Here is a 24398-nt window from a genome sequence, read left to right as displayed (position 1 = left end):
GCTTGAAATTACATTCAAGTCAATCCTCGGTATTTAGGCTTGCTCCGCTGCCATACGGATGTCTTCAAGGATGGAATCCGCCAGCCTTAAGGCGTCCGCCAACGGCAACGCCTCGAATTTATCCGGATTGCTGTGGCCCACATGCTCGCGCCATGCCGCATTCAGCACATCCCTGCGGCGGGATACGGCACGGATAAAATCTCCGTCCATACTCTTGGCCCATTCCGGCGTACGCTCGGGCTCAATACCGAAGACGTCGCTAAGAATCGCGCGGGCCATTACCCAGTGGCCGTCATCTTCCGGATGGACTCCGTCGTTGTACTTGTATGCCGGATTCGCTTCTCTCCGTCCGGCGATAAAGGACATCATCGGCTCCCGGAGATTCACCACGGTATAGCCTTGCTCCGCTCCGTATTCCGTCACCCAGTTCGCATACTTTCCAAGCACACCGTTATAATCCCTGTAAGGCGTTTCAAAAGCATACTCCTGCAATCCGTCCGGCTGCGCCTCTCCGTTGATCGACAGCACGTCATACGGCGGCGGAGTCATCAAAATCACCCTGGCCCCCGTCTGTCCGATCCGCTCGACCGCCTTCTTCATTCCGTTCCGGAATAGCGCGAAACGCTCCTCCGAAAACGAATGATAAATCCCGTCGTTCATCCCGTAGCACAGAAACACCCAATCCGGCTTACTCTCCTCGAGCGCCCGTTCCAGCCGTTCATGCAAGCATGGACGCGGAAACGGGTGACTCGGTTCATGCGTGCCGGCCACCGTTTCACTGCTGACGCCCAGGTTGATCAATTCCAGGCTGTGACGAGGAAAATACTTGAGAAAATAGGCGTCAAGATAACGGATGTAAGCTCCGTTTTCCGTAATGCTGTCGCCTAAAAATACAATTCGTTTTCTTTCCGGGACCTTCAATTGGTCATCGGGTGTATGCATCATATAGTCAACGCCTCCAAAATTATTAAATCAGTTGAATTTCATTTTACTTCACTTCGTTTTCCGCGACTATCAAATATGGAATCTGGCACGGAACTTGCCCGGCGGCTCCCCGGTCCAGCGTTTGAATTGGCGGCTGAAATGAGCGATATCCTTGTATCCTAGCCGCGCGGAGACGGCCTCCACCGAGAGCGCCGATTCCATCAGCAGCAGCTTGGCCTTTTTGAGCTTCAGCGCGGATAAATATTGGCGCGGGGACATGCCGTACACCCGATGAAACATCCGGTTGCAGGAAGAAGCGCTGTATCCCAAGCCTTCGGTCACGGCCGCCACGGTTTCCCGCGAGGGGTCGGAAGGTTCTTCCCCATCGACATCGGCATCGGTATGCCACTCCGATTCCGGCGCTTCCACGCTTTTCTCCAGTCCCGCCGCTATCTCGGCAGCGATCCGCGCCATCCTGCCGTTAGGAGTTTCCACCCGATTCTGTTCAACAAGCGTTTCGCCAAGGCCCGCAAACAATTCAAATACGGCGGACAGCGCTCGCATTCTATTGGAGAGCTTCACCGTGCCTTCGCCGGAGGTAAGCTGTATTAATTTATCCAGGCTGGGCCGAATCGTTTTGACCAGCGGACTGTTTTCCTCGAAGTGAAATCTTCCTCCCTGACAGAGCATTTCGCGAAGCACGCGATCATCCACATTAAAATGCAGGCAATAATAGGTCATCCTCTCGGAACTCGCCGCACGGCTCTCATGCACATCCTCCGGCCGCAGAAGCATAAGATCGCCAGGTTCCTGTACGAAACGCTGTCCGTTTACGATCATTTCCTGTCTGCCCGACAGAAGTAAATTCACTTCAAACAGCGGATGGGTATGACGCGGATAAGACCAATCCTGTGTCACGGTGCGCAAATGAGCCGCAAAAATCCGAAAGGTGGAATCCATGTCCGGCAGCATAAATTCAGCAATGTGATGTTCCTCCGAAATATTCATAATCCCGCCCCTCCTGTATCCGATAAATTAATTAATCTGAACGATTTGGATAAATTGATAAACGCTTTGGACATAGGACTTCATAATTACCCTTGATATAATCAAGTTATCATAACGCTTACATTTAGAACAGGAGGTAATCAAGATGGGTAAAAATAATTTTTTCAACGCCCACCACTCCCCGGTTGGAGCCTTTGCCAGCTTTACGCTGGGTTATCCGGGCAAGAGCGGAGGTTTTGATCTGGAGCTTGGCAGCCCGCCAAACCAGAATATATATATCGGGCTTCAGGAGGAGGGGCAGCAGCGGTATCGGGCCCTGCCTTTTTATGGGGAAGGCCAGGACGAACGTGACCGTTATACCTCGGAACACGACGATGCCGATGATAACGGCAGCAATCAAGACGACGCTTTGATCCTCCCTTTTCCCCGCGAGTCCATTTCACGCCGGTTCGGCGCGGCCACGGACGAATGGCAGGCCGATGATTTGACCTTCCGGTTGTACTCGCCTTTCGGCAGCGTTCCCGATCCGGCTTCCGCGGACGATAAGGAATTGGCTTTCGCGCTGATGCCCGCCATACTGGCGGAAATCACGGTCGACAACACTCGCGGAACGTCTGACCGCAAAGCCTTCTTCGGTTTCCAGGGCAACGACCCTTATTCCTCCGTCAGACGACTGGAAGATACGACCGGGGGAGACATTGTCGGCGTCGGTCAAGGCCGGCATACCGCGATTGCGACCAACGACAGACGGGTGAAGAGCGCCGGATTTTTCACGATGGAAGCCATTCTCGAGCCTAAAACGGAGGAGAACCTGCGGTTCGGACTGGGACCCGTGGGCGCCCTGCTGATGGATACGCCGGCAGGCGAAAAAGCCACCTACCGCTTTGCGCTTTGCTTCTATAGAGCCGGTTACGTGACTACAGGACTGGATGCTTCCTATTACTACACCCGTTATTTCGCCAACATCGAAGAAGTGGCAGCCTATGCGTTAGAGCATTTTGAGGAAAAAGTGGAGTCGGCCCGCAGAAGTGATGAATTAATCGCCGGAGCATCCCATCTGAATGAGGATCAGCGTTTTATGCTGACCCATGCCATCCGCAGCTACTACGGTTCGACGGAGCTCCTGGACCATCAGGGCAAGGCGCTGTGGATCGTCAATGAGGGCGAATACCGGATGATGAACACGTTCGATTTGACGGTGGATCAGCTGTTTTATGAACTGAAAATGAATCCGTGGACGGTTAAAAACGAGCTCGATCTCTTCGTGAACCGTTACAGCTATGAGGACACCGTCTCCCTTCCGGGCGACGACGCCATTTATCCCGGCGGCATCAGCTTCACGCATGATATGGGAGTGGCCAATTCTTTTTCGCGTCCCGGCTATTCGTCCTATGAATTGCATGCGATTAAGGATTGCTTCTCCCATATGACTCATGAGCAGCTGGTCAACTGGGTGCTGTGCGCCTCCGTCTATGTGGAACAAACCGGGGATAAAGAATGGTTGGACCGCAATTTGGGTATTTTCGAGCAATGTCTGGACAGCATGGTCAACCGGGACCATCCGGACCCGGCGCAGCGCAGCGGTATTATGGGGCTGGACAGCTCCCGGACGATGGGCGGCGCGGAAATTACGACCTACGACAGCCTGGACGTCTCGCTCGGCCAAGCCCGTAACAACATTTATTTGGCGGGCAAAAGCTGGGCGGCTTATGTTGCGATGGAGAAGCTATTTCTGGAAACCGGGCGTCTTGATCACGCCAAGCTTGCCGGCGAACAAGCCGAGCGCTGCGCCGGCACGATCTCCGCGCATCTGCTGCCGGGCGGCTACATTCCTGCGGTGATCGGGGAAAATAACGACTCCCGGATTATCCCGGCGATCGAAGGCCTTGTGTTTCCACTATATACAGGATGCAAAGAAGCACTTGACGCAAACGGGCGGTTCGGGACTTATATCGCCGCACTGAAACAGCATCTTCAGACTGTGCTGGTTCCCGGCAGCTGTCTGTTCGAAGACGGCGGTTGGAAGCTGTCCTCGACCAGCAACAATTCCTGGCTCAGCAAAATCTATCTGTGCCAGTTCATCGCCCGCCACATTCTGGGACTCCCTTGGGATGAGCAAGGGGCAGCCGCCGATGCCGCTCATGCCGCATGGCTGACATCCGATTCGAACGCTTATTGGAGCTGGAGCGACCAGATGCTCGCCGGAGTTATCTGCGGCAGCCGGTATTATCCCCGCGGTGTAACCGCCATTCTATGGCTGGATGAACAACCGGGTCATTAACGGACTATCAACTATAGAAATGAATATGAAATAACTATAAAAAAGGGACCGGATCCCCAGTCATCACAATGACTGGACCGGTCCCTGCTTATGGTTTATCGTTTTGCCCACTCTTCCGTACCCTTCTGGTTTTCTTCAGCTTCAAGCCGGGTGCGAGCCACGCGGTTTCTTCCTGCCTGTTTGGCCTTGTATAACGCCTTGTCACTTGATTGATACAGCCTTTCCAGCGGCACCTCCGGCCCTGGCATCACGGTAATGATTCCTATGCTGATGGAGTATTCGAATGGCCGGCCCCCGCAAGAGGCCTGTTCCACCGAAAGCTTCAACGATTCCGCCACCTCATCGGATTTCAGCTCATCCGCTCCCGGCAGCAGAATGGCGAACTCGTCGCCACCGTATCTCCCGAATAAATCGGCTTCCTTTAGTTGGCCTCGCATTTTATCCGAAAAATCCCTTAACACTTCGTCGCCTATATCATGGCCGTATGTATCATTGATCGTTTTGAAATCGTCAAGATCCAGCAGGATGAAGGATACGGGCATTTGTTTTTTCTCATATAGGGATAAATTCCGCTTCGCTTCCAAAATAAACGTTCTACGGTTCAACGCTCCCGTTAAATCATCGTAACTGGCCAGCTTAAGCAATTCCCTGTCGGATCTTTCTTTGGACAGCAGAACAAACCCCGCATTTCCCAGGGTCATAATGAGATACAAGGACAGAAACGACAAGCTTTGATAAAAGTTCGGTTCAAACATCGTCACCGCTTCGACGGAAAACCAGGACATGCCGGTTCGGACAAGCAGTCCGACGGTCATGAGAAGATATATATAACCGATGAGAATGCTTAGGGACGATCGCTCCGGCGAAGTGATCATTCGGTAAACGGGCGGGTAGAGGAACGCCGCTGACGCCACCGAAACGATCGAAATCCGCAGACCTTCCGTATTGTAAAACAGAACCACGAAATTATAGCTCAGAATGGATATCAAAGTAAGGATCAAATAATACCGTCCGGACCTTTTGCCGAATCCGCCCGTTACTTTCAGCAGCGCCATCGTCTCTAAAGCTGTACCGAGCAGAAAAATCGAATTGGCCAGTGAAATAAAAAGCATTTGAGAGCCGAGTACCGGAATAGCGAGAATTCCCCATGTGGCCGCTTGGAACCATTTCGCCGCATAAAAGGTGTTCACCGCCGTATCTCTCGGCTGCCTGTGCCTATATGCGGTTATGAGCACTACCGTAAATAAATGACCAAGAGCAAGCAAAATGAACACGGTTTTCATGTCTAAATTTAAAGGCATAATGTTCAGATCATCCATTTCTTATCCAAGTCGGAAGTTTATGCAAATAAAACGGAAATAATACCCAAACCTTTCGCTATAATACAGGAAAAGTCCTTCTTTTTAATAACCAGTATAAATAAAAAACAAGACTTCCGACAATTTTCCTGTCGAAAGCCTTGCTTAACCTTATATGATTCCCATTATGCCGGTGAAGAATTATTTTGTCTGGAAATGGCGAATAATGCCGCCCAGATGAGAATGAATCCAACCGCTTGGGCCAGGGTGATGATTTGTTGAAAAGCGATCCAGTTAAGAAGCACGCCCACCATCGGAAAGCTGAGTTCGGCCAGCGTAGCTACGGATGCTTTGGTTGTTGTTAATCCTTTATAGTAAACCAAGAGGCTGAGCAATCCCGGTAAAAGCGCCTGCCCGAGCAGATTCAAGGAAAAGGCCGTAATTCCGGATGCGCTCCCCGGCAAATGCCAGGCAGCTCCTTCATTCCATGTCACAACAAGCAAGAGCGGCAGAGCCAATATGAAGCGAAGCGACGTAACCGTTTCGTATTTCATCTGTCCGACCATCAAGCGCCCCATAACCGTCGATCCGCCCCAGAGCGCCGCAGCGCCCATCGATAACAAGCTTCCGACCTGGATAAAATCGTTCCAGTGTCCAAACGGGATGGAGAAGCCGAAGGTCAGCAAGTAGGTGCCGCCCAGCGCCAAAATGAATAACAGCGAGAAATGACGCGGCAGGGATTCCTTAAGCAAAAATCTGGCCATGATGATGGCGAACAGAGGCTGAAGCTTCTGAAGCAGCAGAACCGCATTGACATTTCCGTTCGCCAGCCCCATCGTGAACAGGATTGTGGCGATCGCGGAACCGCCCCATGATATAAAGAGCAGCGCCCCAACTTGCTTCCAGCCGACGCCGAGAAGTTCGCGGCGGTTTTTCCACAAGATCGGAGCTACCACCAGTGCAATCAATATGTGCTCCAGCAGGACCAGCTGGGCCGAAGTAATCGATTTGAGCAAAATAAGACGGAACAACGGGTCAACGCCCCAAAGAGCGGCCCCCAATACGACCAGCCAGAACCCGCTTTTTGCAGAGGTCCCTTGCGCCTTAGCGAGCGGCTTGACTTGTACCCTTACACTTGATGCATTTTCCATATTCCCGACTCCTTCTCGAATATGGGGTCTACGCAGAAAGCCCCCGCCAATTGACATAGGTCAACATAAACGGGGGCTGATCAAATAAGCTTGCGGAATGCATATTCTATGCCGCATGCTCATTAATGATCTTCTCCCATCCGGACTTTACCGTCGGCCTTGGAATTTCACCAAGTCAGTCGCCGTTCCAAAAGGAATAGCGAGTCGCGGGCTAAAGCTATCGTTCAAAATAGCTATCACCGCCGGTCAGGAATTTCACCTTACCCCGAAGATCCATATTCATTGTATTTTTATTTTTTAAATTTCAAAGGTTGCCTTCATATTACTGCACCATATCCTCATTCTCTGTAACAATCATCACATTGAAAATATATATGACTTATTTTATGAAAATAACCCTTATTTGCAACCATTATAGCATTATAATTTATTTTTGTAACCCACTATTTTTTTGAAAGTGAGCTGGTTTATTCAAATGCCGGAATGGCGATTTCACTGTATTGTGATTCCAGGAACTGTTTCACCTCAGGACCGGACAAGCGCTCCGCCAACTTCTTGATCGGCTCGGAATCTTTATTGTCCGCACGGGCAACCATCGTAATCGCAAATTCCGATTCCGTCGTTTCGACCAGCAATGCATCCTTTTTAGGCGTCAGGCCGATCGGACTCGCATAGGCCGGAGTCATCAGCACCATATCGGCGTCATCAAGCATCCGGGCCAGCATCAACAGATCCACTTCCTCGAATTTATATTTTTTCGGATTTTCAGTAATATCGGCAACGGTAGCGTTAATTCCCACGCCTTCTTTTAACTTGATGATACCGGCCTTCTCCAACATGACGAGCGAGCGTCCGGCGTTGGTCGCATCATTCGCAATGACGATCGTAGCTCCTTCAGGAAGTTCCTCCATCTTCTTATAGCGTTTCGAGTATGCACCGTAGACCGCATGATAGACAGGCTGTACCGCTACAAGCTCGCTGTTCGTGCTTTCATTATATTGATTCATATAAGGCACATGTTGAAAAAAGTTCGCGTCCACTTCCTTGTTTGCAAGCGCGTCGTTCGGCTGAACATTGTCGGAAAGCACCACCAGCTCCAAATTGATGCCATCCTCTTTCAGGAGCGGCTTCACCAATTCCAGAATATCCGTCATCGGCGGGATCAGCGTAGCTACCTTCAACGTTACCTCCTTGCCGTCCCCTTTTTGAGCCGTAGAGGTGTCGCCGTTTTGCTCTGCGTTCCCCGCCCCCTTGGTATTTCCGTTACCGCAACCGGCTACGGCTACCATTACCAGAACTAACAGTCCTAACATCCACTTTTTGTTCATTTTCAGCATCTCCAACATCCTTCCAATGGTTTAGTTATCTTTTGTCTTTTACCATTTATCTTTTATCCAGCCATCTCGAAATCAGGCTGCCGGTAAACTGGATCAATTGAACCAGAACGATCATCAGCACGATGACCGCCGCCATCAGTTCTGTCTCAAATCGCTGATACCCGTACCTGATGGCAAAATCGCCGACTCCTCCTCCGCCCACAACGCCCATCACCGTCGAGTATGAAATAAAGCTGATAGTCGATGTTGTGAGTCCCAGCACCAGGCCGGAACGGGCTTCGACGTAGAGAAATTTATAAACGATCTTCAGCTTCGAGGCTCCCATCGATTGAGCGGCTTCCACTACCCCGCGAGGGACCTCAAACAGCGACTGCTCCACCTGCCTCGCATAAATTGCAATCGACACGATTGCCAAGGGCACGGAGGCTGCAATCGTCCCGATCGCTGTTCCCACCAGGAATCTGGTGAAGGGAATCATAAAAACGACAAGCAGCAGAAACGGAAACGACCGAACGATGTTCACGAACCCATTGAGAATCATGGACCAGGTCGCGTTTTCGCGGAGCTGGCCTTTGGCGGTAAGATACAGCATGGTTCCCAGCGGAAGTCCCAGCAATATGGCCGCCATGACCGAGATTCCGACCATAAGAAACGTTTCACCGACCGCCTCGGCAATCTGGATTCGAAAGTCCATGAACTTCTCAAGCATCAAGGAAAAGTCAAACATCAGACACCCCTGCCTTCCCAAGCAACAACTCCCGGTAGGACGGCTTATGGCGTGGGACATTCCTTGCGGTACGCTCCTCCAGCGCGAAGCCGTCCGTTAGCCGCCCTTGCTCCACTACCGACACCTCATGGCAGATCTCTTTCACGACATCCATTTCGTGGGTGACGATAACAACGGTTACCCCCAGCGTTTCATTGATGTGTCTCAGAACATTCAGAATTTCTCCTGTCGTGACGGAATCCAGGGAAGAGGTCGGTTCATCGCAAAGCAGCACGGCGGGACGATGGGCGAGCGCTCTGGCAATCGCTACACGCTGCTTCTGTCCGCCGCTGAGTCGGGCCGGGTACTGCTTCGCCTTATCCTGCAAACCGACAAATTGCAGACATTCCTCTACCCGTTCTTTCCGCTGCCGCTTGCTCATCCCGGCAAGTTCCAGCGGGACGGCAACATTTCCGCTTACTGTCCGGTTATGGAGCAGATGAAACTGCTGGAATACCATGCCCATGGATCGTCTAGCCACCCTTAACTGACTTTCCGGAAGCCGGGTCAGGTCCTGTCCGCCGACAATTACTTTTCCGCTGTCGGGAGGCTCGAGCACATTCATCATGCGCAGCAGCGTCGATTTGCCCGCACCGCTGGGGCCGATAATTCCGTGAATACTTCCTTCACGGATCGTAAGGGAAACCGATTCGACGGCTTTAAAGATCCCCTCGCCGGAACTGTAGCTTTTACTGACTTCATGAAGCGAAATCATGCAATACACCTCACCACATTTTCCAGAGATAATTGTATTATTAATTTTTAAAACTGTTATAACGAATAATTCCTTTTGATTATAGTTCATTATAGTTTCTGTGTCACTAATAGTGAGCTATATTTTCATATATAAAATAAACTTTGAAACATTTATTATCCGTAATGCGTTTAAAGAATACTTAAGAAACCAACACCCAAGGAGGAGAATTTCAACATGACCAACTTGAAAAAAAGCAAGCTCATTGCGGCCTTGATTCTCTCCGCCGCGCTTACCCTCAGTGCATGCGGGGATAAATCGGAAACAAAAAACAACGACACAAATACGCTTCAAGAAAACACCCCATCCGCTCCAAACGACAATTCCGACAAAGCAGGAAATAACGGTGCTGCCGGGGAGGAATCGGAAGCGGCGCAGGATCAATTGGTCGCCGAATTTGACGCCTTGCTCCAACAAGAAGGCAACAAGCTTCCGGAAGCTTTCGAGTTTATTGAAAAGCATGTGAACAGCTTAACCCCTGAGCGGGTTTCCCATCTGTTGTTGTCGGTGGAAGATGCCCAGATTGCGGCGCTGGGAGGCCTCGCGGACCGTTTTTACGAAGGGGATACTCAGGAGAGGATTGGAAAAATATTCGAGATCGGCGATTCTTTGGACGAATTGATCGGCAAGGCAACTGACGAAAAACTGAAGGCCCTGTTTACGGAGACCAAGAACAGCGGCTACCAGCTTGATCCGACCGAAGGCATGTTCAATCCGGATCCCGATTACAGAGTAGCCGCGGCGTACGCCAACAAAGCCACCGGAGATGTAAAGGATTATTTGCAGTTAAAGGCGAAGGAATCCGGAGAGCGTTCGCTTCGGGACGCCGCGCTTGTCATCGGTTGGGATGAACTCCTGACCCGGGCACTTGCCGCCGAAAACTTCACCAAGCAATACCCGGACTCCAAGCGAATTAAAGAAGTGAAGGCCATGCTTATCAATTACACGACGACCGTATTTTACGGTGCGAACAATACCCCGTTATTCGGGTACGACAATAAACAAATGGAACCGGACGCTCAAAAAGCTTACGAATCGGCGCTTAAAGAAGCCGCTTCCGGATCTAGTCCGCTGTTGGATGAGCTGAAGGCCTTCATGGATGAAGCAGCAAAGAACAAATACAAACTCACGGAATCACTGGAGCAATTTCGCAATGAACTCGTTCCGCTCAATTACGAATAATCCAGGCCAATTGACCGAGTGAGGCTTGAACAGACTTTTTTGGCTAACGGACACCACGGCTCTTAAAACGCCGAAATCACGGCGTTTCAAATTCTAACGGACATGACGGCCCTTAAAGGCCGGTTGAACGCATGTTTTCGGGGCAATGGAGAGAGTTAAGGGCCTGTGTGTCCGTTAGCTTCGCAAAACAGCCATTTTCGTTCCATTAGCGGCCCTGGTGTCCGTTAGATTGAGATTAGCGCTGGGAGTGCAAGGTGCAGCCGAAAGGCATGGAAAGTAAGTGTCAATCCCTAATGGCGGTTGGTTCCTCCGCGTGGCCTCGGCTAACGGACACCACGGCCCTTAAAACGCCGAAATCAAGGCATTTCAATTTCTAACGGACATGACGGCCCTTAAATGCTTGTTGAACACCTATTTTCGGGGCAATGGAGAGAGTTAAGGGCCTCTGTGTCCGTTAGATTTGCAAAGCAGCCATTTTCGATCCAATAACGGCCCTGGTGTCCGTTAGATTGGGATTGAGAGATGTTAGTTTGCTCCGCAAACTTAGCAGATACTTAACAAAAAGACCGCCGGAGCAGGTTGCTCCGGCGGTCTTTCTTCATTTTTGGCGACGGCGGATGGATTTTCCGCCCTGTCACGGATTCATATACTGTCCCCGCACCAGCAGGCGCGACAATACGACTGCCGCTTCCGCACGGCTCGTGATGCTTTGCGGTGCGAACCGTTCCTCCGATTGCCCCTGCATAATTCCTGCATCAAGCAAGGTCTGCACGTCTTCGCGCGCCCAATCGTGAATTCGGGCAGCGTCCTGGAAGCTGCCAGGACGGGCGGCTGGTGGCAAATCGCCATTCGCATCAAGCAGCTTCAAGGCCCGCGCCGCCATGACTGCCATCTCTTCACGGCTAATTGCGGCGTTTGGATGGAAGGTTCCGTCGGCATATCCCTGAATCAGGCCGGCTTCGGCGGCCGCAGAAGCTGCCTCCTGGAACCAGTCGCCCGGCTTCACATCCCCGAAGCGGCCACTGTCAGGATCGCTGCGCAGATCCAGCGCCCGTACCAGCATCGCCGCAAACTCGGCTCGCGTCACGGATTGCCCAGGTCCAAAGCGGCCGTCCGGGAAGCCGTTTACGATCATCCGGGAAGCAAGCTTCCCAATATCCCCGCCTGCCCAGTGGCCGGTCAGGTCGGAGAACGTCCTTTCGTTCACCGCCACGGTAAATATTCCGTTCGCGTCGGTCTTGAACGTAACCGTAGTAGATCCGTCCGGGTTGGCCTGGAACAAGGCCGGCACATAACGGAGCGTACCGGTGGAAGGATCGTAGCGAAGACCGACCGCGGTCTGCGGATTCCAGGTTCCTTCCAGCGTAAGCAGACGTTGGACAGATCCGGGAGCATATCGGGAGATCGGCGTTTCTTTTACGCCCTCAGTTACAGAAACCTTAAATTCAGCGGCATTTCCCTGCAGCTTAAAGCCTTGTTTGATTGCTGCTTGAGTAATGCCTGATTGCACTTGCTCAATATCCGTAAGCTTCGTCAAGCTGAACTTCACGACCGCCTGATCGGCATTGCCAACCCCAGCCTGGTTCAAAATGCCTTCCACATAACTTAACGGAAAGCGAACCTCCGCCTTCGCTGCGGTATCGACTACCGACAGAATAGCGTCCGGACGGGAAGAAACTGCTGCAAGAAGAGCGCCCGCATTGAAGCTTACATTTCCTTGATCGTCCGTCTTAATTTCAATCCGGCTTTGGCCGGATGCAAGAGCTGCTTTCAATTGGTCGTCAAAGGAAGTGGTCCCGGTTGTTAATGGCGTCGTAGCTGAACTGCCACCCCCGCCCCCACTACCGTTGCCTCCGCCGTTGTTCCCCGGGTTTCCCGGTTGCTCGGGACCGCCCGGATCAATGTCCGGCTTCTTAGCGGAAGCAAAGCCCTGGTTGATCTCCTTGAACGAAAATCCCCCCGCCGGATTAGACACCATCTTCATCCGGTCGCCGCGTACGATGACATTGTCGACCGTGGCGGAGCCTTTCAGGTTCGGCGTTACCTCAACGCCATGGGTGCCCGCACCGTCGATGACCAGATTTTGCAGCAACACATCGTTCATCGCAAAATCCCCATGCGCGATCAGACCGGAATACGTGCTGTCCTTCGCCACATTGTCACGAACGACGATTTTTCCATTCATATTGCTTTCCCCGGCAAATAACCACAACGCCCCCAGGCTAACGCCATATCCGGTATCGTAGCTGCCGGTGCGGATTAGCGTATTGCGCTCCACTACCGTGGTTCCTTCGAACGGTTCCGCGTTAAATCGGGTCGAAACCGCGATGCCCGCCCCATTCGTTACCGTATCTTTTACTAGATTATCTTGTACTTTGTTGTCCTTACCGCCGAATATGACGATATTATCGGCCAACCACGGCAAGGCAACCGTATTAAAGCGCGCCGTATTGTTTACGCTAGGCGTCCGCTCCGCCCCGTTCACTTCGCTAAGCTTCGGGTCGGTGAACGACCACATGGCAATGCCATCGTCCCCCGGGTAACGGATGTCGCTCTGCTCCATCATGCTGTTTCCGGTACCTACCGCGAAGTTGATGCCATCCGCCATCAGATTGCGGATACGAAGTCCCATCATGTACAATTCGTTCGTGCGAGCGGCCTCTCCGATCGGCTGTGTCAGCCAGAGACCGGCTTTCGTATGCTCAATCCATACATGCTGGATGACCGAACCCGGACCGAACGCCCCATGGAACGCATTCGTGATAGCCTCGTCATCGCGGACGTTAATACCGCCGTCGATCAGCAAATCGTAGACCTCAACCTTGCCTCCATGCCCCATAAATTTAGCCCCGTTCAAAGTCGTATGCCACATTCCCGCACCACGGATCACCGCCGATTCCAGATCCAGCAGTTCATCGCCGAAATCAAACGTGCCTTCCGGGAACCAGACGCCTTTCCCCTGGCTCGCCGCAGCCGCCAGGGCGTCTTTAAATGCCGCAGTATCCTCCATGCCGTCATTCGGAACCGCCCCAAAATCGGTTGCGGACAAGAATCCTTCCGCAGGCATTCCATACGCATCCTCTACCTGTTCCATTTCCACGAGATCAATGACGTAGGATTCCGCCCGGTCACCTGCATCTTTTTGCAGCTTGATGACCGCACCAGCAGGGACGTCCCCGATCAGCGCATGAATTTCATCAAAGAAGCGGTGTCCGCTGCCTTGACGCGGATCGTTCGACCAAGGATAGCTGCCGTATTCCCAGGCATATTTGGAAGTCAGACGCAGAGTTTGTTTGAATACGCCGTCCACGTACAAGGACAAGGTTTCATCCGCGCCTTGCCCGTCGGCGCTGTCCGGAATCGAATAACGGAGCACCAGGGAATTGGCCGGTTTGGCGAGTGAAAACTCGACGAAATCGCCGCTCCGATTCAAGCTCACAGCCTGACGTCCGGAAGCCTCGGAAGCGATGCTGCGGAATTTACGCGAAGGCTTGATGATCGTGCCGTTACTCTCACCATCCTCCGCTTCATAACTGGTATATGACACAGTAGCTCCGCGATATTTTTTGTTCACGCTATTTTTCACCGTTAGGGAGTCGATGGCTGTAATGTCTTGACCTCCCTGCGTACCTTCCAGCGAAACCGAGTTCATGCCGCTGCGCAAATTCAGCTTCACCCCGGCCGTTCTCCACCCGCCTTCCTGCGCGAGAGACAACTCTTGCTGCGGATAGCCGTTGACGACAAGTTGAAGCCGCCCCTCTGCACCAGAGACATTTCGGTAGCGGATAATGCCGTCGTATTCCCCGGCTTGATCACTATGGACGGCAAAGCGAAGAACATTGTCGCCGTTAAAGGCATCCGAGGCAAGATACTTCACGTCCGAAGCCACGGCTTCAAACCGCCATAATTCTTCCGCTTGGGATGCGCCTTCTCCATAATCCGCTCCTTGCGCGGTGTCCAGCAATTTCCCCGAGGCTTTTGAATTCGATAATGTGAAGTAACCTAATTTCTCCTCGACAACCCATTGCGAATCCAAGGATTTGCCGGACGCGGCAATTGCTGGCGCGTTCTTATCATTCAGCGCCAGATAATGCCCCGTGGCGATGTTCTTGATCAAATGGCGGCCATTGAAATCCTGCATCAGCCATTCGCCGGACGTCTTTGCGCTTGCCGCGTCGGCGTAGACCAATTTACCGCCTGAGTCGGCCAGGACTTTACCGCTTTGATCCTTGGGCGAAATCATGATTTTGTTTGTATCGTCCTGTGTTGGAGTAGCCGTATTCAGATTACGCGGCTCCGCCATCTCGGGCGTCTCGAATTCTTCCGGCGCCGGGACGAGACTCCATTGCACCGAGCCCCATGAGGACGGGAGAAGCCCGCGTTCCGCATATCCGGTATTATTTTGCACATGGATATATTCGTCGTCGTAATTGCCATACTGGCTGCGCATCGTCACATTAACGCCGTCTTCGGCCCGCGTCACCGACCAGGATGACGCGCCGTCAACTGCTGGAGAATCGGAGCTGCTCTCCAAAAAAGTATAGTCTTCGGTCAAGGTTAGATAATGACCCGTCGCCCGGTTCTTAATCAGCATTGTACCGTTATCCTGTGCAAGGATCGTCCAATGGGAATACCCGTTGTCCGCCTCCAAATTCCCGTACAGCACCACGCCTCCCGGGTTTTCATACAAATAGGAGTCGCCCGTTACACTCTTGATCCTTACCGGCGTATCCGGAATAGGCTGCTCCGGAATCGTCACGGGTTCGGCGATAAAAGCAGCTTCGGCCCGTTCACCCGCTCCGGGTGCCCTGCTCACTTTGAAAACCGGACTTCCTTCTTCATTTTCGGCTGCATACAGGTAATGTCCGGTCCAGCCGCTTTTGATGGTCACTTCATCCGTTCCCGGCTTGGGTTCGACCACCCATTTAATGCTTCCCCAGACCTCGTATACCTCGGTTCGGGTTTCTACCGGAAGCGTCGGCTCGTCCTCGGCTTCCACCTGCGCATCGGCCAGATTTTGTATGGACAGGGATCGCCCGCTGCCTTTATTTTTCATGATGACCGCACCGCTGCCCCCTGACTGCTGCAAGAACCAGACCGAATAGTCGTCCGGCGCCCCATATGTCGCATCGGCAACGGACTGGGCACTTTCCGAATCTTTTAAGTAGAGCCCACCGCTATTCTTCAATTGGAAACGGAAATACGGATTGGTCTGCTCCGTTACGGGGATAAATCTCCACTGCGGGCTGCCCCAATTCGGATTAATGACGCTGTACTCCGCATACTTGGTCAGATTTTGCAGCGAAATGAATTTGCTGAAAGGTTCCCCGGGCACTTTATCGGTCACGCTGCTGATTACAAAAGTACCGCCGCCGAGGTTTTTGGCGCTCCAAATATAGGATTCAGGTACGTTTCCGGGATCTGCGAGCGCAGTTACCTGGATATGACCGTCAGGCATATCGGCAATATTCATGTAATGTCCGGTCTCCCGGTTCTGGAACAGCTTGCGTCCCTGATGCTTGACTACAAGCCACTGGTCACGCTGGTCGTCCTCCCGGGAATTTCCGTATTTCAGCGTTCCGTCCTGGTTTTCATAGAGATAAAAAGGCTGCCAGGAATTTTGAATGCGAATGTAAGCGTCTGACCCATCCACCGGCAGGGACGGATCAATCATTTCCCATTGCGCTCCAAGGCTTCCGGCATCTCCGCTGACAATCACGCTATCGCCAGCTCCGAGTGTAATATACTGTCCGGGCAGTCCTTTGTTTTCGATCGTTCGATAATCATCGTAATCTTCCGATGCCGTAAGCGACCATGTATACGTCGCATCCGTCACGCTGACGGGACCGGTCAGCAGGTGATTACCGTCGGTGATTAAATAATGATTACTGGCGGCATTCCGGATTCGCTTGCTTGTATCATAATCCTCCACGATCCATAAATACCGGTCGTCGGAAGACCCGCTTCCGCCGCTAATGGCGCCATGCTTCACCGTTCCATTATCCTCATAAAGAAAATCGGTGGCCGCTTTGGCATCACTATAAGCCCCGATCCGGACCGCCGGTAACTCCGACACCGGCTTGACCTTCCATAAGGCGTTTACGCCGTCGGCTCCGCCCGCCCAATCGTTAGAGCGGACGTCATCATCGTCCGGGAATTGCGGATTCATATAGTTTCCGGGCATTTCTGCGTTCTCGAACACGACGAACCCCGGCTGGCCGGTCGCATCCCTCATATTCCACAAACTTAAGCCCGGTTTATCCGGTAAGGGATCACCGGTTAAGATCCCGGCCCAAGTCGTTTCATTCTGCAAAATTACATGTCCGGTCGCCTTATTGCGGATGGTGATCTTCCCGCTGTCGTTCTGTTCGAAGAGCCACTGGGCGGATGGATCATCGGCCGCCTTAACGCCGTGTTTGACTTGTCCGTCCTGCTCAAAAATGACACTCCCGGGACGCATCAAACTTTCGATACGAACCGCTGCATCATCGACGGAGATAAAAGCCCACTGCGGGCTTTCAAACGTAATGTTAATGTCCGAACTGGCTTCGGCAAAGCCAAGCTGGTCTTCTTCGTGAATGACCAGATTTCCTTCCGGCACGCTTGCGCTGCGGACAACCATGAACCCGTCCCGGTTGGATTTGTCTATGATCCATTGTTCCGCAGCGGTATCCGACGATGCAGTTGTGGTTAGCGGCTGATTGCGCTGCGTCGTGCGAGCCAGAGATATGTAGTTGCCAGTCTTGCTGTTCTGGATTCGCGAAATGCCGCCTTCCGTCACCACGATCCAGTGAGCCGACTCGTCGCTGGGATTGGTGAGCCCATACCGAACGATACCGTTCGAATCCTCGTACAAATAATTGCTTTTCCATTTGTTCTTGATCATCACTTTTCCTGCGGGAATGTCTCCGGCTCCCGTACCGCCTGCAGCCGCTTGTGCCGGATATGCGGGGAATGCGGACCATATCAACAATACGGCAAGCAATCCCGCAATCATCGGCCTGATTTTTTTCATTTGCATTGACCTCCTTTATCTTATAGGTATTTTCTTCTCCATCTTAAGTTAAAAGCGCTTTCACTCCGGTGTGCGTTTGTATGGAAAAAAGGTGCATTATTATGGATTCCGCATCGTTACACATAAAAAGGGCTGCCCCGCGGAACGTCATTTCCGTAAGAGCAACCCTTTTAATATTCAAATCAGGCCATGGTCATATCACGCCTCTTCAGCCGCCGATCCATCTCCGCTCGGTATCGTTGTCGATTCCTCTCTGCCGTTCTTCCAGCGTGATTCTGCAGCTTGCCGACAAGGCCTCCACCGCCAAAATAGCGGAGATCAGCTCCATATTCATCCGGTCATGATAGAGAACGCGGTTGACCGTTTCCAGCGTGATTCCCGCCGGATCCCTCTCCATTAGAGCCAGCGGTTGTCCGATACTCACCCTGCCTTCCCGGAGCACCCTCAGGTAAAAACCGGTAAAGCCGGTTTCCTGAAACCACAGAGGCAGCTGCGGAGATGCAAACCGCTTGGCCAGTTTGTGGCACGGCGGGCGCGGTTGCGAAACCTGAATCACGGCCTCGCCCCAAGTCAGGATATCGCCGACGCATACATCGTGTTCGGTTATTCCTTCGACCGTCATATTTTCGCCGAAGTCCCCGTAATTCAACTCCTGATTCAGCACCTTGGAAAAATAGCGGTAATGCTCCGCCGAGTGCATGCTGAGCACTTTATTCGGACCGCCGTGACGAAGGCGGTTAGCCTGGGCGTCTCCCTCCAGAATAAGTTTGGTCAGTTGGAGATCGTGCTGCACCGGATATTTCTGAATCGCCGTAATGACCTCTTTGCCTTCATACACCAGCCTAGCCGGCTGTCCGATATTGACCGACAATAATGTCAGCACCATCCATCTCCTCCGTTCCTACGGTCTATGACTGACTCGTGTTTAACCTTGTGAAGCTTCTGCCAGCACGGGCTTTTTGTCCGCAGGAAGCGGAACGGCATCTTCCCTCTTCCGATGATTCTGAATCAGCCGGAATTGCGCCGGACCGGCCAACAGCAGCAGCAAGGCAACCGCCGAGAACATCACGCCGCCGCCGTAATATTCAAACAGCAGACCGAATAGCAGCGGGCTTAGCAGTTTGGGAATCGACATGTACATCCCGAAGATCGCGTTATATTTTCCGCGCATGTTGGCCGGAGCGATTACGGAGACGTATTTTTGCAAATGGGTCATGCCGATGATTTCCGCTACCGTAAATATAAGTTCAATCAATATCAGAATATAAAAATGACGGGCAAAGCCATAACCGACACCAACGACGGCAAACAGGACATAGCTCAGCAATATCATCATCTGCGGAGTACGCCGCTCTGTTTTTTTGGCAACCCACACCATCACCGCCACGACGACTACCGAATTAATCGTCATCAAAATGGCAAACAGGGACGATGCATTGGCGAAATGTTCTTTCAAATGCAGCGGAAATGTCGTCTCCACTTGGGAATACAGCACGCCCACCGGCAGCGTGAACAAGGTAAACCAGTACAGCAAGCGGTGGTCGTGGAACGTAACTTTGGGTATTGCCGCTTTCTGCGGCAGACTGCCTTCAGCTGAACGAGCGGGCACCGTCTCCGGCACCTTCCACCACACCAGCATGGCAAACAACAGGAATGAAGCCGCCGAAACCGAAAATACGGTACTCTGATCCCAGGAGTAAATAAGCAACCCCAGCAATGGACCGACCGCTCCCCCTACATTTATCGCGGTATGTATGAGGGCGAACACTTCCCCCCGTTTCTCGGGAGGGACCACGTCAGCGACCTGTGCATTGGCGGCCGGCAGGAACATAGGCATGCCCATTCCGTTAATCACGGACAACACGGCGAACTCCCAGACCTGGTCGGTAAAAACGAAGCCGAGCATGCAGGCCCCCTGAATCAGCAGGGCAAACAACATCACCGGCTTCCGCCCGTATCGATCGGCGATTCCCCCGCCCCAAAAGCTCAACAGTATGCCGGCAAGAGGCTGTAAACCCACGATCAACAGCGGGAGCAGAATCGAACCATTCAGCTTATCCGATAAATAAAAAACGAAAAACGGTCTTAGCATAAAGGTAGTCGTGGCGCATAAAGCGGTTCCGAACACCCGTATCCAGATCACGGCATTGTATTGGGATAGAGAAGCAAAGAATCGTTTCATCTTAACCCATTCCCATATGATTGTTGCCTTCGCAGGATAATTCCCACGTTCTCAGCTCGTAGGATTCCACCCCGGCCTGCACGTAAGGGTCTTTTTCGGCAACCGCCTTTGCTTCTTCGTAACTGGCTGCCTTAATGATGACCATCCCGCCTCGGTAATCGGTGAACGGGCCGCACAGCACGAGCTTGCCTTGACGGTCCAGCTCCTTCAAATGCCCGACATGAGCCCGGATCAAATCTTCCGACATTTCCTTGCCGGGAATCACGGACAACAAAATGACGTAACGAATATCCTCTTCTCTGGTTAAATACATGAAGATCGCTTCCTTTTTTTAATTTTCTGGAGCTTGCCTTCAAGATCACGTGGCCAAAAGACCGCTATCGATCCGCTCCTTTGCCTGGGCCGCCTCCGGAGGAAGCCAGCAATGCGGATCCTCCGCCATATGGGTCTGATAATAACCGTAAGCCACGCCCCGGCAACCGCCGCAGCGCTCGCGGATCCGGCAACTTCCGCATTTGCCCCCGAGGTTGCTGCGATCGCGTAAATCCGAGATGACGGAGGACTCGTCCCATATTTCACGGAAAGGCTTATCTTTCACGTTCCCGATGCCTACCGGCAGCATCACGCAAGGCGTAACCGTGCCGTCCGGGGCAATATACCCCTGGCCCGTCCCCGCCTGGCAGCCGCGGAATGCTTCCTGGCGCGCCAACGAAGAATCGACCAAAGCCATTTGCGCCAAATGGCTGGTAAACTTCATCCTGCCCGCATACTCCCGGCGTTTTTTCGCCCAAAGGCGGGCAATCTCCTTCCATTTCTCGGCCGAGAGATCCATGGCCTGGCTGCCCCGGCCGACCGGGACGAATTGGGACAGATTGAACAAATGAATGCCCTGCTCGTAGGCGAATTGAATAACATGCTCCAAATCCTGCACATTGTCCCGGTGCGGAGTAAAACAAACATGCGTCTGCAGCCCCGCCTCCCGGCAGGCATGCATTGCTGCGGTTGCCCTTTCGAACAATCCCGGCAAACCGCGCACTTGATCATGGACCGGTCCCAGTCCGTCAAGACTGATCTGGACGCGGTGCAAACCGAGCCGCTTCAGTTCATGCGCCCGTTCCTTTTGAATCCACCAGCCGTTGGTACCGAGTCCGACCTGCATGTTTCTTTTCACCGCATGGGAAATCAGTTCGTCAATGTCGGGCCTGAGCAGAGCCTCGCCACCCGACAGAGCCAAATCCACGACGCCCAATTCGGCCAGTTGGTCAATCAGACCGAGAGCCTCTTTCGTGTCCAACTCCCCGGGCAAGCGGCAGCCCGCGCTGGAGGAACAGTGAACGCAGTGGGCATTGCAGAGATTTGTGACCGCCCAGACCATATGCAGCGGATAGCGGAGTATGAGACTCATGAAACCCCTCCTCTTCTTTATGATAGTTTCGCGTGTTCCGGCGGTCCGGCAATCACCCGGAATGGCGGTTCTGCCAGCAGGCGGCCGGCCAGTTTTGTGAGCTGCCTATCCGTCAAGGCGTCGATCCTTTCCAGTACTTCCTGCAGGGGAACCATCTCCCGCCCTGGAAGCCAGGCCTGCGCCATCGAGATCATTCTGCTATCCGTAGTGGAAGCATCTACCGCGAGTTGGGTCTTGATTTTATTTTTAGCCCGCCGGAGTTCGCCAGGATTCCCTTTTCCTTCATGCAAGCGCCTCAGTTCATCCATCACGATACCCTGGACCTTCTCCTCTTGTTCTGCAGGAAACGTACCGTAAATTTTCAACATGCCTCCTCCGGAAAAAGAGGTATATACCGCGTTTGCCTGCTCCGCGATCCGCGCCCGCACCAGCACCGTTTCAAATCTTGAGCCCAGCGTATTGTCGTCGCCGAGCAGCGTGCACAAAAGATGGGCGGCATAATGATCCGCACCTTGCAGCGGCGGAAGCCGCCATCCCCAAATTCCCGCGCCCTTGCGGAAAAGAGGGGCCATTAGTTTGGAGGTACGCTTTTCCGGCCCGGCAATCGATCCTCCCATGCTTCGCTTTTGCCGGACCGCTTCGGACAGAAGACCGTCTGCGCCCGGCCGCCAATCCTCCAGCGAAGTCAGCGCCTCATCAATCTGTTTCTCTTCGTAGGCGCCCGTAATAATGACGAGCGTATTGTCGGGGACGTAATGACTTCGATGGAAAGCGCGTAACTCCTGAAGTTCCAGATCTCTAATTTGTTCCTTCGAGCCGATGAGGATGCCGCCTATCCTGTCGTCGAAGCTTAACCGGTGAAGCTCATGGAGCATTACGCTGCGCGGCTCATCCAGTTGCCTCGCCAATTCCTCCTGAACCACACTTCGCTCCACTTCATAGTCGGCTGCATTCAGCTTGGGATGACGCACCATATCCGCCAGCACCGGAAACAGGCTGCCGAAATACTCGGGCAGCATCCGGGCGTATATGCATGTCCCTTCCCAAGCCGTAAAAGCGTTCATGTCCGAGCCGGTTTCCCGCATCGCCCGCCGGATGTCTTCCTCCGAAAATGCTTCGGAGCCCCGGAACAGCATATGCTCCAGCATATGAGCGGCCCCCGCTTGATTTGGACTCTCGTCGCGGGCCCCGCTCAAAACGTAAAAACAGACCGACACCGTTGCCATGGAAGGCATCCGGTGCAGCAATACCCGAAGATTATTCGGCAGCGTAACCGATCGTTGCTCCATGATGGAATCTCCTCCTCAATGAATCGCTCCCGCCTTAAGATCGCTTGCCGCCAACGGGCCAATGCTGGCAATACCTAGGGAATTCGTCAGCGCATGCCTTGAGATCGCCTCCGAGACCGCCCCTGTCGTCACTCCTTCAATCGATCGGCGCATAGCCTCCAGCGTACTCGGATATTTGGGATACCAACCCGAGGTAAGCAAAGTATTCATCCGGGCAACCGTACTTTCTGAACGCATCACCATCTGCTTGATCAATTGGTTTTTGGCGGATTGCACTTCCCGTTCCGTCACTCCATCGCGTTCAAGACGCCACAGCTCCAGAATGATTTGTTCCAGCGCCTCCAGCGCCGACTCCTTCCGGGAACCCAGTTGAATGGTCATCAGGCCGGCGTCGCGGAAAGAAGTAAGGCTGCTGCGAATCTGATAAACGAGCCCCCGGCGCTGCCGGATTTCCTCATACAGCCGGGATCCGTCCCCACCGCCGATAATCTGAACCAGGACAGCGAGCGGAAAAAAATCGGCATCGTCATACGGAACACCGGGAATCCCCAGCGTCAGGTACGCTTGATTCGCATCTCGTTCCTTGGCGATGATTCCCGGCGTCCATAAGGGAGCTTGCTCGGACGGGAAGCAGGCCGAAGACGTACTACCTTTCCAATTATTTTGGCAATCATCCAGCAGTTTTTCTAAATGATCTTCTGAGTAGTTCCCGACAATAGCGAGTACGCAATTAGCCGGCTGATACAACCGCTCGTAAACGTTTCGGACAGTCCCGGGGTCCAAAATGCCGTAACCGTCGCTTCGGCCATACGCCGACCTGGAAATCGGCTGCGTACCGCCCATGGCTTGTCTGAGCAAATCGGCCGTACATGCCTGAGGCTCATTTTCGCGGGCCGCGGCCTGATGAGCCGCCAGAGATCGAAACGCGGCAAAGGAACGCTCCTGCAAGCCCGGTGCTGATACCGCTTGAAGCAACGTCCGCAGCGTCTGCGCAAAATACGGAGCGAGAGCCGTGACCCAATATCGGGTCCACTCTATGTTCGGAGCGGACTTTTTATGGATTCCCAGATCGGCCAGTTCGGTGGAAAGGCCGTCCCAAATCCAATATTCAAGAATCCTTGAACTGCCCAGTTCCCACGGTTCTTCCAGTCTCGCGCCGGCGCCTGTCAGCAAACCGACCGAAACGGTTTCTACATCTGCTTGCGGCATCGCGATTACAGATAATCCGTTAGTCAACCGCCGCAAAAATAAGCCGCTATTTTCCATGGCCATCGCTCCTTGAAATAGATGGAGACAAAAGGACCTCCCTGTGAAGAAAGGTCCCTTCCTTCCGCCGGTCAGATTACCCGCCAGGCAATCAGCGACAGCTCGCCCAAATCCACAATATCCATGTAGTCCACAGCCGAAAGCAGGTCGCATTCTTTCATTTCGGATAATGAAGCCCTAGCCGTTTCCAGCAGCAATTCTTTATTTTGTTCCATGATCTCACCTCCTTTCCCAGCCGAGAGAGGATTAGTTCGAAATCGTAACCAGTTTCCGTTGCTCCAGTCGCTCCAAAAGCTTCCAGACCGCCATCTTTCCTTCTTCACAGCCTAAAGCGGGTATTTCTTCGGAAGCGATCGACGCCAGCTTATCAACCTCGCAGGAATATTCGCATAATTTCAAAATGGCATGGGCCACGGGCTGCAGCAAATGAATTTCATCCGTCGCGGGATTGTATACGATGAATTTCCGGTTTTCCTCTTTCCGGGTAACAACCCCCGGAGTGCGGCTGACTACACTGTTCGAGTTGATAATACTCATCAC

Annotated in this window: 18 protein-coding genes and 1 riboswitch; of the genes, 2 read left to right on the top strand and 16 right to left on the bottom strand. The window is 52.9% G+C overall.

The window, feature by feature from the left end; genetic code table 11:
• Positions 1-33: 33 nt before the first annotated feature.
• Positions 34-945 carry an SGNH/GDSL hydrolase family protein gene (locus KJS57_RS14730; protein ID WP_213655394.1) on the bottom strand — a complete coding sequence of 304 codons (912 nt, stop codon included), beginning with the start codon at positions 943-945 and terminating at the stop codon, positions 34-36.
• A gap of 69 nt (positions 946-1014) precedes the next feature.
• A complete protein-coding gene (locus tag KJS57_RS14725) occupies positions 1015-1932 on the bottom strand; it encodes a helix-turn-helix domain-containing protein (RefSeq protein ID WP_213655393.1) in 918 nt (305 codons plus the stop codon).
• A gap of 145 nt (positions 1933-2077) precedes the next feature.
• Here KJS57_RS14725 and KJS57_RS14720 point away from each other — a divergent pair, with 145 nt between their 5' ends.
• Complete coding sequence (locus tag KJS57_RS14720) at positions 2078-4213, top strand: glycoside hydrolase family 52 protein (RefSeq protein WP_213655392.1); 2136 nt, start codon at positions 2078-2080, stop codon at positions 4211-4213.
• Between the two features lie 95 nt (positions 4214-4308).
• On the opposite strand, the gene KJS57_RS14715 is transcribed toward KJS57_RS14720, so the two are convergent.
• The 5 genes from KJS57_RS14715 to KJS57_RS14695 form a co-directional block, all read right to left on the bottom strand.
• The gene (locus KJS57_RS14715; protein ID WP_213655391.1) at positions 4309-5514 is read right to left on the bottom strand and encodes a GGDEF domain-containing protein; all 1206 of its coding nucleotides are present in this window, start codon (positions 5512-5514) and stop codon (positions 4309-4311) included.
• Positions 5515-5696: 182 nt separating this feature from the next.
• Complete coding sequence (locus KJS57_RS14710) at positions 5697-6662, bottom strand: DMT family transporter (RefSeq protein ID WP_211021576.1); 966 nt, start codon at positions 6660-6662, stop codon at positions 5697-5699.
• A gap of 124 nt (positions 6663-6786) precedes the next feature.
• Positions 6787-6939: riboswitch (FMN riboswitch) on the bottom strand.
• 190 nt (positions 6940-7129) lie between these two features.
• Positions 7130-7990, bottom strand: coding sequence for a MetQ/NlpA family ABC transporter substrate-binding protein (locus tag KJS57_RS14705; protein ID WP_213655390.1), 861 nt, complete (start codon positions 7988-7990; stop codon positions 7130-7132).
• Positions 7991-8045: 55 nt separating this feature from the next.
• Entirely contained in the window at positions 8046-8726 is a 681-nt protein-coding gene (locus KJS57_RS14700; protein WP_211021575.1) for a methionine ABC transporter permease, read from the bottom strand.
• The gene (locus KJS57_RS14695) at positions 8719-9480 is read right to left on the bottom strand and encodes a methionine ABC transporter ATP-binding protein (RefSeq protein WP_213655389.1); all 762 of its coding nucleotides are present in this window, start codon (positions 9478-9480) and stop codon (positions 8719-8721) included. Before KJS57_RS14695 ends, KJS57_RS14700 begins: the two co-directional genes overlap by 8 nt.
• Before the next feature lie 216 nt (positions 9481-9696).
• Between KJS57_RS14695 and KJS57_RS14690 the strand changes: the two genes are divergently transcribed.
• The gene (locus KJS57_RS14690; RefSeq protein WP_213655388.1) at positions 9697-10701 is read left to right on the top strand and encodes a hypothetical protein; all 1005 of its coding nucleotides are present in this window, start codon (positions 9697-9699) and stop codon (positions 10699-10701) included.
• 634 nt (positions 10702-11335) lie between these two features.
• On the opposite strand, the gene KJS57_RS14685 is transcribed toward KJS57_RS14690, so the two are convergent.
• From KJS57_RS14685 to KJS57_RS14645, 9 genes are all read right to left on the bottom strand, one after another.
• Positions 11336-17716: an S-layer homology domain-containing protein gene (locus KJS57_RS14685; protein WP_213655387.1), complete on the bottom strand. Its 6381-nt coding sequence runs from the start codon at positions 17714-17716 to the stop codon at positions 11336-11338.
• Positions 17717-17924: 208 nt separating this feature from the next.
• Positions 17925-18602, bottom strand: coding sequence for an MOSC domain-containing protein (locus KJS57_RS14680; protein WP_211021571.1), 678 nt, complete (start codon positions 18600-18602; stop codon positions 17925-17927).
• Positions 18603-18641: 39 nt separating this feature from the next.
• Positions 18642-19898 carry an MDR family MFS transporter gene (locus KJS57_RS14675; RefSeq protein ID WP_213655386.1) on the bottom strand — a complete coding sequence of 419 codons (1257 nt, stop codon included), beginning with the start codon at positions 19896-19898 and terminating at the stop codon, positions 18642-18644.
• A 1-nt stretch (position 19899) separates the two neighbouring features.
• Positions 19900-20211 (bottom strand): YciI family protein, encoded by a 312-nt coding sequence (locus tag KJS57_RS14670; protein WP_244861558.1) that lies wholly within the window; start codon positions 20209-20211, stop codon positions 19900-19902.
• Between the two features lie 45 nt (positions 20212-20256).
• On the bottom strand, positions 20257-21303 hold the full coding sequence (locus KJS57_RS14665; protein ID WP_213655385.1) for a radical SAM/SPASM domain-containing protein: 1047 nt from the start codon (positions 21301-21303) through the stop codon (positions 20257-20259).
• 17 nt (positions 21304-21320) lie between these two features.
• Positions 21321-22592, bottom strand: a complete 1272-nt coding sequence (locus KJS57_RS14660) for a M16 family metallopeptidase (RefSeq protein ID WP_213655384.1) — start codon at positions 22590-22592, stop codon at positions 21321-21323.
• A 15-nt stretch (positions 22593-22607) separates the two neighbouring features.
• The gene (locus KJS57_RS14655) at positions 22608-23858 is read right to left on the bottom strand and encodes a M16 family metallopeptidase (RefSeq protein WP_213655383.1); all 1251 of its coding nucleotides are present in this window, start codon (positions 23856-23858) and stop codon (positions 22608-22610) included.
• A 71-nt stretch (positions 23859-23929) separates the two neighbouring features.
• Positions 23930-24073 (bottom strand): hypothetical protein, encoded by a 144-nt coding sequence (locus KJS57_RS14650; protein WP_211021566.1) that lies wholly within the window; start codon positions 24071-24073, stop codon positions 23930-23932.
• A gap of 31 nt (positions 24074-24104) precedes the next feature.
• The gene (locus KJS57_RS14645; RefSeq protein ID WP_213655382.1) at positions 24105-24395 is read right to left on the bottom strand and encodes a hypothetical protein; all 291 of its coding nucleotides are present in this window, start codon (positions 24393-24395) and stop codon (positions 24105-24107) included.
• Positions 24396-24398 lie beyond the last annotated feature (3 nt).

Source organism: Paenibacillus vini, assembly GCF_018403325.1.
Lineage (GTDB): Bacteria > Bacillota > Bacilli > Paenibacillales > Paenibacillaceae > Fontibacillus > Fontibacillus vini.
The sequence above is the reverse complement of the archived record's forward strand: the minus strand, read 5'-3'. Positions and strand labels throughout refer to the sequence as shown.

Coding starts and splice junctions, on each gene's coding strand:
- KJS57_RS14730 (WP_213655394.1), bottom strand. CDS start 945: ATGATGCATACACCCGATGACCAATTGAAGGTCCCGGAAAGAAAACGA.
- KJS57_RS14725 (WP_213655393.1), bottom strand. CDS start 1,932: ATGAATATTTCGGAGGAACATCACATTGCTGAATTTATGCTGCCGGAC.
- KJS57_RS14720 (WP_213655392.1), top strand. CDS start 2,078: ATGGGTAAAAATAATTTTTTCAACGCCCACCACTCCCCGGTTGGAGCC.
- KJS57_RS14715 (WP_213655391.1), bottom strand. CDS start 5,514: ATGCCTTTAAATTTAGACATGAAAACCGTGTTCATTTTGCTTGCTCTT.
- KJS57_RS14710 (WP_211021576.1), bottom strand. CDS start 6,662: ATGGAAAATGCATCAAGTGTAAGGGTACAAGTCAAGCCGCTCGCTAAG.
- KJS57_RS14705 (WP_213655390.1), bottom strand. CDS start 7,990: ATGAACAAAAAGTGGATGTTAGGACTGTTAGTTCTGGTAATGGTAGCC.
- KJS57_RS14700 (WP_211021575.1), bottom strand. CDS start 8,726: ATGTTTGACTTTTCCTTGATGCTTGAGAAGTTCATGGACTTTCGAATC.
- KJS57_RS14695 (WP_213655389.1), bottom strand. CDS start 9,480: ATGATTTCGCTTCATGAAGTCAGTAAAAGCTACAGTTCCGGCGAGGGG.
- KJS57_RS14690 (WP_213655388.1), top strand. CDS start 9,697: ATGACCAACTTGAAAAAAAGCAAGCTCATTGCGGCCTTGATTCTCTCC.
- KJS57_RS14685 (WP_213655387.1), bottom strand. CDS start 17,716: ATGAAAAAAATCAGGCCGATGATTGCGGGATTGCTTGCCGTATTGTTG.
- KJS57_RS14680 (WP_211021571.1), bottom strand. CDS start 18,602: ATGGTGCTGACATTATTGTCGGTCAATATCGGACAGCCGGCTAGGCTG.
- KJS57_RS14675 (WP_213655386.1), bottom strand. CDS start 19,898: ATGAAACGATTCTTTGCTTCTCTATCCCAATACAATGCCGTGATCTGG.
- KJS57_RS14670 (WP_244861558.1), bottom strand. CDS start 20,211: ATGTATTTAACCAGAGAAGAGGATATTCGTTACGTCATTTTGTTGTCC.
- KJS57_RS14665 (WP_213655385.1), bottom strand. CDS start 21,303: ATGAGTCTCATACTCCGCTATCCGCTGCATATGGTCTGGGCGGTCACA.
- KJS57_RS14660 (WP_213655384.1), bottom strand. CDS start 22,592: ATGGAGCAACGATCGGTTACGCTGCCGAATAATCTTCGGGTATTGCTG.
- KJS57_RS14655 (WP_213655383.1), bottom strand. CDS start 23,858: ATGGAAAATAGCGGCTTATTTTTGCGGCGGTTGACTAACGGATTATCT.
- KJS57_RS14650 (WP_211021566.1), bottom strand. CDS start 24,073: ATGGAACAAAATAAAGAATTGCTGCTGGAAACGGCTAGGGCTTCATTA.
- KJS57_RS14645 (WP_213655382.1), bottom strand. CDS start 24,395: ATGAGTATTATCAACTCGAACAGTGTAGTCAGCCGCACTCCGGGGGTT.